This is a genomic window from Myroides indicus, from assembly GCF_004364575.1.
Taxonomy (GTDB): domain Bacteria; phylum Bacteroidota; class Bacteroidia; order Flavobacteriales; family Flavobacteriaceae; genus Flavobacterium; species Flavobacterium indicum_A.
Window position 1 is genome coordinate 18,981 of the sequence record NZ_SOAG01000011.1, and the last position, 13,689, is coordinate 32,669.

The following is a 13,689-nucleotide window of genomic DNA, read 5'->3' on the forward strand; positions in this document are numbered from 1 at the left end:
ATTAATTTTTTAAATTTTTAGCACATCTAAAACCTAAGTTTTTGGTTGTAAGAGAAGCTTTTAGACTTCCGCGGAAACCGTATCGCATAAAAGCAGCATAATCCATTAAATCGGAAGCATTAACAGAAGCGCTTCCACAAAATAAATCGGTGTCATTTCCTTTGTCTTTTCTGCTTTCTCCGGACAAAAAAACGGAGTTAAAATCATATACCCATTCCCAAACTAAACCATGCATATCGTAAACGCCCCAATAATTTTTGAATGTACTGCCCACAGGATTATTAAAAGTTTTTGGTGTTTCGTACCAAGCCAGAATATACTTGTTGTATTCTTCCTTAGTGCGCGCGTCCATATCTTTGGCATCTGCCATTGCTACATATTCCCATTCGTCCATGGTCGGGAGGCGTTTGCCTTGGCACTCACAGTATTTTTTAGCAGCAAACCAGGAAATGTTGGTGACAGGAGCATTGATCGGGAGATCGCCAAAATCCAATTCGCTTTTCCAGTGAGACAAATAGCTTTTATTGGCAAAAAGCGGTTTTATTTTTGAGCGTTGATAATCCGGATTTTCTTTTAAAAATGCTACAAATTGCTGATTAGTGACGGGGTATTGATCTATTTCAAAAGCTTCTACTTTTACGTATCCTTCTTCTGTACTTCCGTAAAGCGGAACGAAAGTTCCGCTTTGGATAGTACGCATTGCTGTTTGATTTTGTGATACGACAGGTATCAGTCCAGTTAAAAACAGCCAAATGGCAAGGTATAATTTTTTGATTAACGACATTCTATCTGTTTTGTTTAACCATTTCACGAGTAACCACTGTTTTGTTATTTCCCCAACTGTTATATATATAAGTAAGTACGTCGGCAACCTCTTGATCGGACAGGTTTTGACTTGTCATGATAGAGTTGTATTTAACGTTGTTTACTGTAATTTCGCCTTGTAAACCGTGTATTACAGTAGTGATAGCTCTTTTAACATCTGCATTGAGGTAGTCTGATTTTGCCAGCGGTGGGAAAATTCCTTCAATTCCCTGTCCTTCCGATTGGTGACACGCAAAACAAGTTCGTGAAAATATATTTTTACCGTCTGCCATTTGCTGGGCGAGTGTTTTATTTTCAATGATTTCTTTTTTAGCTGTGCCGTTCGGCATTTTTTGAATGGTTCCTCCTTCAGGCAGGTAAATCCCCTCTCTGGTTTTTCCGGCAAATACCTTTTCATTTTTGTCTCCTTCTACTTTCAACATTCCCAAAGCTCCTTTGTTAAATGCTCTGAAAATAGAATGGTCAACTAAAACAAAAGTTCCCGGAGTATTAACTTTAAACTCAACAATTGCAGCACCACCGGCAGGGATTAAGGTGGTTTGAACGTTTTCGTTTATTAAATCGCCTCCTTCTACGTGTACACGGTCAAAAATTTCTCCGATAACGTGGAAAGAGCTCACCAGATTAGGACCTCCGTTTCCTACAAATAAACGAATCGTTTCTCCTACTTTTGCTGTAATAGCATTGTCGTTTACCAAAGCATTTACGTTTCCGTTAAAAACAACATAGTCGGGCTGTTCTTTTAAAGCTTTGTGCATGTCAAATGGCTGTAATCCTTTTTCGCCATAATCTCCTTTGGTATAAAAATCTCCCTGCATGATGTAGTATTCTCTGTCTACAGGAGCTAAACCTCCTTCCGGTTCAACCAAAATAAGACCATACATTCCGTTGGCAATGTGCATTCCAACAGGAGCTGTTGCACAGTGATAAACATACAGTCCGGGGTTAAGCGTTTTAAAAGAAAATGAAACTTCTTGTCCGGGTGCTACCAAGGATGATTCCGCACCTCCTCCCGGTCCGGTTACTGCGTGTAGGTCAATGTTGTGGGGGAGCTTATTGTCCGGATGGTTTTTCAGGGTAAAGTCCACTTCATCTCCCACACGGGTTCTAATGAAACTTCCCGGAACCGATCCTCCAAAAGTCCAATACATATATTTTACGCCGCCTACCATTTCGCCTTCCTGTTCCAAAATTTCAAGGCTGACGTTGATTTTAGAGGCTTTTCGCTTGCCTATTGGTTTAGGAACGTTAGGAGGAGAGGTGAGTTCCGCCTCAATCGTTCCTTGAGCAACAATTTTTTCAGCGAGGTCAGTAGTCATTTTTTGATCTGCTGCTGTTTCCTTTTTTTTGCAGCTGCTGAGTCCGGTAATGAGTAAAGCAGAAAGTAAAAAATAGGCTGCTGTAGTCGAAAGTTTTTTTCTTGTCTTCATAGTCAGTGATATTTCATAATTTATATATACAAATATAAAAGACTAAAATGTCTTTTATTATGATAATTATCAGTTTTCTCAAAAAAGCGATAGGTTGTGTGGGTATTTTTTAAATTAATCATGAACTGTTTTTTGTAATAAAAATAAGTATAAAGTATTAATTTTTTGAATATTTTAATATTAATGTGATCTTTTATGTTGTAATATTGATTTGGTTTAATTAAATGAGGAAGATGTTTTGAAACAATTTAAAAATAAAAAAGTGCTAAAATAGCTTAGCTTTATTGCTTTAATATAGAAAGAGAGTAAGCATATTCTTTACTTTATTACAATTTTTCACTGTTTGGTTTCATTTTTTAATTTGACTATTTTTATTTATGTAAGTAAGTGCGTTATATGCAGTAAATTTAGATTGTAAAATCTAAAAAAGATGGTTGTAGAAATGAAGGATAATTTTTCTATTTGGAGTACGCCTAATGAAAAGAAGCGTATATTGAGGTATTTACTGTTTTGGAATCAAAGAAATAAAGTTAAAAAACACCTTTATACTCCTTTGATTATAGGTGAAAAATGCAAAGGTATTTTACTTGACAATCAATTGGTAAAATCTATTTTGTTTTCCACAGATTTAGCATTGATAGAAAATAATGATTGCGATGCTATTTTGGCTGTGTATCCTTTTCCGCCTTCTAAAAAAATTATGAAATCGCTGATAGAGTTTAGCAATAAACCGGTGATATGCGGGATAGGAGGAGGGATAACCCAAGGCAGTATTGCCTTAAATATGGCTGTTGAAGCCGAACAATTGGGTGCTTCTGCCGTTATTGTAAATCAGCCTTTTAGAAACTCCGATATATTAAAAATAAGGAAAAAAATCAGTATTCCTATTCTATCGAGCGTTTCTGCTCTTAATTTTAATTTTAAGGAAAGAATTGAATCAGGCGTTTCTTTTTTCCACATTACAGGAGGACAAAATACAACGCGGATAATTGAGCATATCAAAGAAAATTTCCCAGATATACCATTTATTTGTACGGGAGGAAAATTAATGTCCGATTTAAAAGAAGTAATAGCTAAAGAAGTCAGCGGGGTGGTTTTGACGCCTCCTTCTAACGGGGATTTGTTTAAAAAGATAATGCATAATTACCGCAATAGTTGAATTTATAGGATTGCTTAAGAATGAACTGCAAAGGGAATCAATTTTCTTGAGAATATTTATAGAGTGAAATTTCTGTCAATTTGTTTAAGAATGACTTCTGCCAAAAGTTTTCGGGCTCGCATAATCTTTACTTTTACATTGTTTAAAGGTTCATTAAGTGCTTCCGAAATTTCATTGTATGACATTTCCTGAAAAAACCTTAATTCAATAACTTCTTGATAATGCGGTTTTAAAAGTTTAATATAGTTTTTAAAAATGAGCAGATTTTGTTCTTTTATAAGCTCATCCTCTACGTTGGGCGATTCGTCTGCAATATTTTGGTAGGATTCGCTGTCTTCATTGTTGAATTCAAGAAAGGAAAAATTCTTTCTCTTTCTCGTCATATCAATATGAACGTTTTTGGCAATGGAAATCAGCCATGTATTAAAAGCAAAATCGGGATTGTACTTATGAATGCTGCTAAAAGCTTTTGAAAAAGTTTCGATCGTGATATCTTCAGCGTCAGTTTCATTGTTACTCCTCTTAAGAATAAAGTTGAAAACTTCGCTCCAGTAATGGTTTAGCAAAAAAGTAAAGGCAGCCTGATCTCCCTCTTGGGCAGCTTTTATATGGGATAAAAAAATGTTTTCTTTCAAATTTTTTTGCGTGAGATAAAATGTATCAAACTATAATAGCTAACCGTAAAAATATGGATTATTTCTAAGAAAGGAAGTGTCCATATTAAATCTTTATTATTAAAAATCTTGAATAGCTTATTGTTGTAAAAATATACGATTAAATATCGGAATAAAAACAATGCTAAAACAACTTTCCATTGATATATAAGACTTAATAATACGGCAGAGAGGATAAAGAATGACAGTTGTATAAAATTAAAAAACCGAATTTTGATCCGATGTCCGATTTTAGAGCTTTTTAGAAGCAGGTTGTTAGTTTTAAGTATCTCTTTCCACGTTGAAAATGTATTGGGAATATCCATGACCGTAAAACTGTTTGCCGAAATAGCTTCAGCGGTATTTTTTTTTGTTCCGATTTCTTCAATAAAAGCATATTCATCGCCATAGGGTATCTTCATTTCACGGATAAAACCGTTTACTTTGTAGAATAAGTCCTTTTTGTATCCTTGATTTCTGGCATTTCCGTGGATGGGTTTTCCAAAATGGCTCCATGCAAACAGGTCGGTGCTTTTAAAAGTATTTTGGTAGCGCAGGAGTTGGCTGATAAAAGATTTTGGTGTTTTTCTGATTTGAGTATGTCCTAAAATAACCCCTTTGGACGAGGAGAATTTCTGACTCATTTCCAGTGCCCAAAAAGGAGAGCTTGGTAAAGCATCAGGCTCGATAAAAAGAAGCTGATTAAAAGAAGCTACTTTAATGCCCAGGGTTAAAGCATATTTTTTGTTGCCCCAAAACGCTTCATTGTTGATTACATTAACTATTTTTATTTTTGGATTGCCGGTAGCAAAAGACTCTATAATTTCCAGACTGTTATCTTCAGAAGCATTATTGATTAATATAATTTCAAACTTCGGATGTTCCTGATTTAAGAGTGCCGGAAGGAAAGCAGGCAGATTGTTTTCCTGATCTTTGATATAGACCAGAATAGAAACCGGGATGATTTCTGAACTTTTTTGCGAATTGCTGCTTCCAAAAGCTATATTGCCGTACAAAATAGTGTAATGCAAAATCTGAATAAAAATTACAGCAATAAAAATATAAAAAAGTATCGTTAGCATAGTAGTAAGTTAGCCTTGTTTTTTGAAAAGGCAAATTTATCAATTAATCTGCAATGGCGAGAGGTTTTAGAATATATTTACTTCCGCCTCAATAGCAATGTCAAATATCTTTCTGACCTCGCGCTGGATCATTTCTGCCAGTTTTTTTACTTGATTTCCGTTGGCCTTTCCATAGTTCACTAATACTAAAGCTTGCTGGTTGTGTACGCCGGCATCACCTATCCGATAACCTTTAAAGCCGCTTTTCTCAATAAGCCATCCTGCTGGAACTTTGACTAAAGTATCACTCACTGTATAAAATGGCATATCGGGATATACTTGGTGTAATTTTTCAAATACCTTTTTGTCAACTACGGGGTTTTTAAAAAAACTACCGCTATTGCCTATTTCTGCCGGATTAGGCAGCTTGCTTTCTCGTATAGCGATTACAGCATTACCAATGTCTTTTATAGTAGGACAAGTGATATGGGATTGCTCCAGTGTATTTTGTATAGCTCCATAACTTATTTTTAAATTGTGATTTCGCTTAGTGAGCTGAAAAGTGACTGAAAGAATTATAAATTGGTTTTTGAGTTTATTTTTGAAGATGCTTTCCCGGTAACCAAACTGACATTCTTGATTGGAAAACGTCTGTATATTGCCTGTCGTCAGGGAAATCGCTTTACAGTTCACCATCACATCCTTTATTTCGACGCCATAAGCACCAATATTTTGGATGGGGGTAGTGCCTACATTTCCCGGGATAAGAGAGAGGTTTTCGATGCCTCCGTATCCGTTTTCAATAGCCCAGAGCACAAACTGGTGCCAAACTTCTCCTGCCTGAACTTCTACCCAAACAAAATCATCTGTTTCTTTAGTAATTTCTATGCCTCGTAAGTTGAGTTTGACAACGGTTTGACTGATGTCCTTTGTAAGAAGCATATTGCTCCCGCCTCCCAAAATAAAAAGATCCTCTTTTTTGTGAGTGCGGACAACGTCTTTTAATTCGTTTATTGTGTTTACTTCAACAAAGTATTTTGCCTTTACGTCAAAGCCAAAAGTATTATACGGTTTTAAAGAAAAATTTTCTTCTACTTTCATAGTTTTTAGCAGTGGTTATTCATTGTTAGGATTTTGAATTTTAAAAATTTCAAAATCTTGATGTATGCTGTTTAGCAAATTCTCAGTCCTTTCAGCATGGGTGTCGGATATAAACAATTGTCCGAATGTATCAAGATTTACGAGTTCCAAAATTTTCCGAACTCTGTTTTCATCCAGCTTATCAAAGATATCGTCAAATAGTAAAATAGGAGCGATGCCTTTTTGCTTTTTGATAAATTCAAACTGAGCTATTTTTAACGCAATCAAAAATGATTTTTGCTGCCCCTGCGATCCGAATTTTTTAATCGGATATCCCTTTAACTCAAATGACAAATCATCTTTGTGAATACCCACTGAAGTGTATTGCAAAGCAAGATCCTTGTTGAGGTTTTCGGTTAACAGCGTACTCATTGTTTTGCTGTTGAGCTGGGTTTCGTAAATGAGCTGTACATCGTCTTTATTGTCTGTTATTAATTGGTGATAATAATTAAAAATAGGTAAAAAATCTTGAATAAACTGCTTGCGAGATTCGTAAATCGGATGCGCAAGTATTTCAAGCTGCTCATTATAAACAACCAGCGTATCCTGATCTAAAAAATGGCTTAAAGCGTAGTTTTTGAGCAAGGCATTGCGCTGTGCAATCAGCTTTTGATATTGAATGAGCTGTTGCAGATATTGGCTGTCCATCTGCGAAATTACACTGTCTAAAAACTTTCTGCGGGTTTCACTTCCTTCGGTGATTAAATCCGTGTCAGAAGGTGAAATAATAACCAGGGGAATCAGCCCGAAGTGATCCGAAAAACGATCGTAATTTTTGCCATTCCTCTTTAAGATTCTTTTTTGTCCTTTTTTCAGGCTGCAAACAATGTGTTCGTCTTTGTCGTTTTTTACAAAATGAGCATCTATGACAAAAAAATCTGTTCCGTGTTTGATATTTTGAAGAGCAATAGGATTAAAATAGCTTTTTCCGTATGCCATGTAATAAATAGCATCTAGAATATTTGTTTTACCCACTCCGTTTAATCCGACAAAACAATTGATTCGCTGGTTAAATTGGAAATTTTCGTCTTCAATATTTTTAAAATTCAGAATGTTTAAGCTTTTTAAATACACGGAGTTATCTAAGATTTTAATGGTTCGGAGAGACTTCTGCCTAATTTCGGTGCAAATTATCAAAAATATAGATAAAAAGCACTTTTAAATTACAATAAAAATCCTATTTTTGCCAATCATTAAACTTTTTATACATGGCAACTTATAATAAGAGAGGTTATAAAGCCCCAAAACCAAAAGAGGAAAACGAATTTGATCAGTTTAGCAACGTAGATACTTCTAACAGTACAACGGCGGAGGTATTTGATACGCTAGATAAAAATGCAAACAGAATGGAGAATTGGGTGGCTCGCAACCAGAAAGCTATTTTTGGTTTTGTAGGAGCAATTGCCTTAATTACAATTGGCTATGTGGGATATAGTAAGTTTGTTGTAGAGCCTAAAAATGAAGATGCTGCTAATGAAATGTTTCAGGCTCAGACGTATTATAACGACGCTATGGCAAACACAGCAACAAGTGACTCTTTATATACGCTGGCATTAAATGGAGGAGAAGGAAAATTAGGTTTTTTGGGAATTATAGATAGTTATAGCGGTACACAAGCAGCAAATTTGGCTCAATATTATGTGGGGACTACTTTTTTGAACCAAGGAAAATTTAAAGAAGCCATCCAGCATTTAGAAAAATTTAAAGCTAACGATATAGTTTTAGGTGCTTTGTCTTTAGGAGCAATCGGAGATGCTTTTTCTGAATTGGGACAAAAAGAAGACGCATTAGATTATTATAAAAAAGCAGCAGCTTATAACAAAAATGATTTTACAGCTCCAAGATTTTTAAACAAGGCAGGATTAATAGCCTTAGATTTAGGGAAAAAAGAGGAAGCTTTGAAATTATTTAATGAAATAAAAAACAACTATCAGGAGTCTGCAGAAGCAAATGCAGTTGATGTTTTGATAGGAATGGCGCAATAATATAAATGGCTACAGCAAATAAAAACTTATCAGAATACGATAAATCTACACTGCCCGATGCACAGGACTTTAAAGTAGGGATTGTAGTTTCGGAATGGAATGATCAGATTACCGAAGGGTTATTTTCAGGTGCACAATCAGCTTTGACAGATTGCGGTATGGCGGTAGAAAACATAATTCGCTGGAATGTTCCGGGAAGCTTTGAATTGGTTTTTGGAGCCAGAAAAATGATTGAAACATATGAAGATTTAGATGCGGTAATCGTAATCGGCTGCGTGATCAAAGGCGAAACGATGCATTTTGAATTTGTGTGCGAAGGAGTGACGCAAGGAGTTAAAGATCTTAATCTAATGGCAGATATTCCAACTATTTTTTGCGTATTGACAGATAACAATCAGGAGCAGTCTATCGCACGAAGTGGTGGCGTTCATGGGAATAAAGGAACAGAAGCCGCTATAGCTGCTTTAAAAATGATAGAATTAAACAGAAAATACTAATATTCTGAAATACAACTTTACAAGGAGGTTGTCTTACAATTGCCAAACTGGTCAGGCTGAATTGACTTCAGGAGCTCATAAAGCTGATGTATACTCAGCTGGAGAGAAATCGAAAGTAAATTCAATTTGAGTAATGCGGTTTTTGAGAGATAACCTCTTTTTTTTGTAGAATAATTTTTAAGAAAAGCAGTAATCCTACATATTTCATTAAATTTGTATTTGTGCATAAATTTAAACTTTCAAACAATTTAAAAGCGTAAATGTCTAATATCATCCGTTTATTACCCGATCATGTAGCTAATCAGATAGCAGCCGGAGAGGTAGTGCAAAGACCTGCTTCTGTGGTAAAAGAGCTAATTGAAAACGCGGTGGATGCGGGAGCAACTGAAATTAAATTGATTTTAAAAGAAGCAGGTAAAACGCTTATTCAGGTAATTGACAATGGTAAGGGAATGAGTGAAACTGATGCCCGTATGGCATTTGAACGCCATGCTACTTCTAAAATTTCTACAGCAGAAGATTTATTTGCTTTGCAAACAAAGGGGTTTAGAGGAGAAGCTTTAGCATCTATCGCTGCCATTGCACATGTGGAGTTAAAAACTTGTCTTAAACAGGCTGAGCTGGGAACTCATGTTGTCATAGAAGGGTCTAAAGTGGTTTCTCAAGAAGTTGCTGTCGTTCCAGAAGGAACGAGCTTTTCTGTCAAAAATTTATTTTTCAATATACCTGCCAGACGTAATTTTTTAAAATCAGATACAGTAGAATTCAGACATATAGTTGACGAATTTGAGCGTGTTGCCTTAGTACATCACAATATTCATTTTATATTGCTGCACAATGGCAGCGAAGTGTTTAATCTGCCTGCGTCCAACTTGCGCCAGCGGATTGTGAATGTATTTGGCGGAAAAACAAATGAAAAATTAGTGCCGGTTAAAGAAAATACAGACATCGTAACGGTGGAAGGATTTGTAGGGAAACCGGAATATGCAAAAAAAAGCCGTGGAGAGCAATTTTTTTTTGTAAACGATCGGTTCATAAAGAGCGGTTACCTGCATCACGCTGTATTATCGGCGTACGAAGGACTGCTGAAAGAGGGGGTACACCCTACTTATTTTATTTATTTAAACCTTCCTCCCGATACCATTGACATTAACATTCATCCGACTAAAACGGAAGTTAAATTTGATGACGAACAGGCTTTATACAGTATTTTAAGATCTGCCGTAAAACATAGCTTGGGGCAGTTTAATGTTACAGCAGCTTTGGATTTTCAAAGAGATGCTTCTCTGGATACGCCTTATGGGTTTAAAGGAAAAGAGGCTGAAACGCCAACAATAGCTATTGATACCCTTTACAATCCGTTTAAGCAGGATAATAATTCTAAAAAGAGCTATAATCCGTTTGAGGATGATGAAGATTTAAAAGAGGAAAAGGCGATTAAAATAGAGGAGCGCTTGTATGGTAGTTTGATGAATAATGACACAGCTTCGCTTGATTTGCAAAAAGTATTTAAGAGTAAAATATCCTCACCTTCTTTTAAAGGAAAAAATGCAGGAGGTAAGCAAAATGCCAATAAACCATTGTCAGACGGAAGTGCAGGGGAGTGGAACAAGATGTATGAAAACCTGAAGCAGTCTGGGCAGAACATTGATGTTTCTCAGCTGAATATTGAAAGTGAAATAGTTACAGGTGTATTGTTTGATGTCATAACTGACAATACGGCAGCAAATAAAACATTCCAAATTCATAAAAAATACATTGTTAGCCCGATTAAGTCAGGAATGCTGATTATTGATCAGGGAAGAGCGCATCAGCGTATTTTATACGAAAAATTTATGGAGAGCATAACGGTGCATCAGCAAGCTTCATCACAACAATTGCTATTCCCTCTGACGTTATATTATGCACCTTATGAAATAGAAATGCTGAAAGAACTAAAGGAGCTTTTGATTTGCATTGGTTTTGGATTTGAACAAACAGGAGAAGATTATATAGTTATTTCCGGACTGCCGTTGCATGTAGCCGAAAGTGAAGCATCGATTGTGCTGGAAGATTTAATCGCTGATTTTCACAACGGACTTCCCGATACGACATTTAGTCAAGGAGACAGGATTGCTAAGTCTTTGGCACATAGTTTGGCAGTAAAAACGGGAACAATTTTAAATGAAGAGGAACAGGAAAATATGGTTAACTCGCTATTTGCCTGTAAAGATCCACAGATTTCGCCATTTATGAAGCCTGTTTTTATTACCATGAAAGTAGAAGATATAGAGAAAAAATTTACCTTATGATGAGAATGACAGAAACAGTTAAGCAGCTGATTATAATAAATGCCTTGTTTTTTATAGGAACGTATTTTGTGCCTGCCACAATGCAGTATTTGGCGTTGTACAATTTTGAAAATCCCAATTTTTATATTTGGCAGCCGTTAACTCATATGTTTATGCATGGCGGAATGATGCATATTTTCTTTAATATGTTTGCCTTGTTTTCTTTTGGTTCTACATTAGAAAGCATATGGGGAAGCAAAAAGTTTTTGTTGTTTTATCTGGTATGCGGTTTTGGAGCAGCAGCCCTGCATACAGGGGTAAATTATTATTCATTACATGAACTTATTTCCACTTTAGGACAGCACGGCATTTCTAAACAAACAATTCTCGAAACTATTTACAGCAATACGGGCAGTTTTAGATACGATACAAGGTGGCTGAATTATGTTTCTATGGAACAAATTACAAATGCTGCTTCAGCACTTAATGTACCTGTTGTAGGGGCTTCCGGTGCTATTTACGGACTTTTGGTAGCCTTTGCTTTCATGTTTCCTAATGCAGAGCTGATGTTGATGTTTTTGCCTATTCCGATTAAAGCGAAATATTTTGTTCCCGGAATATTGCTGCTAGATTTATACGGAGGAATTTTTGGCGGATTCAGTATTTTTGGCGGAGGTAGCGGTATTGCGCACTTTGCCCATATTGGAGGGGCTCTGATGGGATATTTATTGATGTGGTATTGGAAAAAAAATCAATTTAAACACAATCGTTGGGATTTATAGATGAGTTTTATACAAGATTTAAAACAGCAATATAAATATGGAGGAATCGTTCAAAAATTAATTTTTTGGAGCGTAGGGATTTCTGTTTTTCTGTTTATTTTAAAAGGGGTATTTTCTACTTTTTATAGTATGATTATACCTTATATCGGATTGTCGGGTAATTGGTTTTCGGCATTGATAAAACCGTGGACAATTTTGACCTATGCCGTAGCTCATGCAGGGGTTTGGCATCTGATATTTAATATGCTTATTCTTTATTTTATAGGCAATTTGTTTTTGACATTTTTTAATCAAAAACAATTTTTAACTGCTTATATATTAGGAGCTGTAGGAGGAGGGGTGTTTTATATTCTCGCTTCTCTTTTTTGGCAGATGGGTATTCTTGTAGGTGCTTCTGCCGCGATCATGAGTCCTTTAATTGGTTTGGCTTTTTATGCTCCGCATATGGAGGTAAGATTGGCATTGATCGGACGGGTAAAAATGTGGCACATAGCCATTTTTATAGTGATTCTGGATATTTTCCAGCTTTCTTCATCTAATTTTGGAGGACATTTAGCCCATTTAGGTGGTGCGTTAAGCGGAGTGCTATATATCAGATTGTTGACGAAGGGAACCGACCTCAGTTGTGTTTTTGATAAATTGGTAAATCTTTTCAAGCACCGTCAAGGAGCAAAATTTAAGAAGGTGTATGTCAATAAAAAGGCGGACTCTCAAACAAAAGTAACAGAAGATAAGAATAAGCAGCAAAAAATTGACCGTATTTTGGATAAAATAAGCAAATCCGGATATGAAAGTCTGACGAAAGAAGAAAAAGATTTTTTATTTAGAACAGGGAAAGACTGATTATGAAGAATCTGTCATGGTTTAATAAAATTGTTTTTGTTGGAAATATCTTTGTTGGAATATTGACCATAGCAGGTTATTTTTTGTCTTTTTTAGCACCTAAGATATTTCCGCTCTTATCTGTTTTTACGCTGTTTTTACCTTCTTTTTTGATAGTCAATTTGTTTTTTTTATTGTATTGGGCCATTCAGTTTAAAAAACAGATTTGGCTTCCGCTGCTGATTTTGGCGATTGGAATTTCTAATATCAATAAATTTTATAAATTTTCAGGCATAGATGAAGAGAAAGCTAAGAGCGATTTTGTATTGATGACTTATAACGTAAGGTTGTTTAACCTCTTTAATTGGATTGCCGACGAGGAGGTTCCGGATAAGATCAAAGAGTTTGTTGATTTACACGATCCGGATGTTTTGTGCTTGCAGGAATATTCCAAAAATACCAAGTTAAAGTTTAAGCAATACCCTTATCAGCACATTATTTCTCATGGAAGTAAAATTCAAACAGGACAGGCAATTTTTTCTAAGTTCAGAATTATTGATAAAGGAGAAATAAAACTGCCAAACTCGAATAATAATGTAGTGTATGCCGATATCCTAAAGGAAGAAGATACGATTCGGATTTACAGTATTCACTTGCAATCAATAAGTATCAGTCCTGATATTCACGAAAAAATTGACGAGACAAAATCCCGAAAAATATTCAATAGAATTTCTAAGGCATTTAAAGAACAACAGCTCCAGTCCGAGCTTATCCAATCTCATATGAATGATGCTTCGTTTCCTAAAATTGTTTGTGGAGATATGAATAACAGTGCTTTTTCGTATGTATATAGAAACATAAGGGGCAATTTAAAAGACGCTTTTGTAGAAGCCGGGAAAGGTTTTGGGAAAAGTTATGATTTTGCTTATTATCCTATGCGTATTGATTATGTGTTTGTAGATGAGCAGATTCATGTAAAATCTTTTGTAACCCACAGTGATTTTATAAACTCAGACCACTTCCCGATAATTACGCGGTTAACATTAAATAAATAAAATGAAGCTT

At 35.6% G+C, this 13,689-nt stretch carries 13 protein-coding genes; 7 read left to right on the forward strand and 6 right to left on the reverse strand.

Going from position 1 to position 13,689, the window contains the following annotated elements:
• Position 1 precedes the first annotated feature (1 nt).
• Both C8P70_RS05950 and nirK read right to left on the reverse strand, forming a co-directional pair.
• Positions 2-700, reverse strand: coding sequence for a formylglycine-generating enzyme family protein (locus C8P70_RS05950; protein ID WP_243832676.1), 699 nt, complete (start codon positions 698-700; stop codon positions 2-4).
• 85 nt (positions 701-785) lie between these two features.
• Positions 786-2,255 (reverse strand): copper-containing nitrite reductase, encoded by a 1,470-nt coding sequence (gene nirK / locus C8P70_RS05955; RefSeq protein ID WP_133712425.1) that lies wholly within the window; start codon positions 2,253-2,255, stop codon positions 786-788.
• A gap of 430 nt (positions 2,256-2,685) precedes the next feature.
• Here nirK and C8P70_RS05960 point away from each other — a divergent pair, with 430 nt between their 5' ends.
• Complete coding sequence (locus C8P70_RS05960) at positions 2,686-3,414, forward strand: hypothetical protein (RefSeq protein WP_243832673.1); 729 nt, start codon at positions 2,686-2,688, stop codon at positions 3,412-3,414.
• 56 nt (positions 3,415-3,470) lie between these two features.
• On the opposite strand, the gene C8P70_RS05965 is transcribed toward C8P70_RS05960, so the two are convergent.
• The 4 genes from C8P70_RS05965 to recF all read right to left on the reverse strand — a co-directional run bounded on the left by C8P70_RS05965 (position 3,471) and on the right by recF (position 7,342).
• Positions 3,471-4,049 (reverse strand): RNA polymerase sigma factor, encoded by a 579-nt coding sequence (locus C8P70_RS05965; protein ID WP_243832674.1) that lies wholly within the window; start codon positions 4,047-4,049, stop codon positions 3,471-3,473.
• Positions 4,046-5,149 (reverse strand): glycosyltransferase, encoded by a 1,104-nt coding sequence (locus tag C8P70_RS05970; RefSeq protein ID WP_133712427.1) that lies wholly within the window; start codon positions 5,147-5,149, stop codon positions 4,046-4,048. Before C8P70_RS05970 ends, C8P70_RS05965 begins: the two co-directional genes overlap by 4 nt.
• A gap of 66 nt (positions 5,150-5,215) precedes the next feature.
• Positions 5,216-6,229, reverse strand: coding sequence for a UDP-N-acetylmuramate dehydrogenase (murB, locus tag C8P70_RS05975; RefSeq protein ID WP_133712428.1), 1,014 nt, complete (start codon positions 6,227-6,229; stop codon positions 5,216-5,218).
• Positions 6,230-6,244: 15 nt separating this feature from the next.
• Positions 6,245-7,342 (reverse strand): DNA replication/repair protein RecF, encoded by a 1,098-nt coding sequence (gene recF, locus C8P70_RS05980; RefSeq protein WP_133712429.1) that lies wholly within the window; start codon positions 7,340-7,342, stop codon positions 6,245-6,247.
• A gap of 134 nt (positions 7,343-7,476) precedes the next feature.
• On the opposite strand from recF, the gene C8P70_RS05985 reads away from it, so the two are divergent.
• The 6 genes from C8P70_RS05985 (at position 7,477) to C8P70_RS06010 (ending at position 13,679) form a co-directional block, all read left to right on the forward strand.
• Positions 7,477-8,253 (forward strand): tetratricopeptide repeat protein, encoded by a 777-nt coding sequence (locus C8P70_RS05985; protein WP_133712430.1) that lies wholly within the window; start codon positions 7,477-7,479, stop codon positions 8,251-8,253.
• Between the two features lie 5 nt (positions 8,254-8,258).
• Positions 8,259-8,750, forward strand: coding sequence for a 6,7-dimethyl-8-ribityllumazine synthase (ribH, locus tag C8P70_RS05990; RefSeq protein ID WP_133712431.1), 492 nt, complete (start codon positions 8,259-8,261; stop codon positions 8,748-8,750).
• 260 nt (positions 8,751-9,010) lie between these two features.
• The gene (gene mutL / locus C8P70_RS05995; protein WP_133712432.1) at positions 9,011-11,041 is read left to right on the forward strand and encodes a DNA mismatch repair endonuclease MutL; all 2,031 of its coding nucleotides are present in this window, start codon (positions 9,011-9,013) and stop codon (positions 11,039-11,041) included.
• Positions 11,041-11,802, forward strand: coding sequence for a rhomboid family intramembrane serine protease (locus C8P70_RS06000; protein ID WP_166666178.1), 762 nt, complete (start codon positions 11,041-11,043; stop codon positions 11,800-11,802). Before mutL ends, C8P70_RS06000 begins: the two co-directional genes overlap by 1 nt.
• Complete coding sequence (locus tag C8P70_RS06005; protein ID WP_133712434.1) at positions 11,803-12,645, forward strand: rhomboid family protein; 843 nt, start codon at positions 11,803-11,805, stop codon at positions 12,643-12,645.
• 2 nt (positions 12,646-12,647) lie between these two features.
• On the forward strand, positions 12,648-13,679 hold the full coding sequence (locus C8P70_RS06010; RefSeq protein ID WP_133712435.1) for an endonuclease/exonuclease/phosphatase family protein: 1,032 nt from the start codon (positions 12,648-12,650) through the stop codon (positions 13,677-13,679).
• The last annotated feature ends 10 nt before the right edge of the window (positions 13,680-13,689 follow it).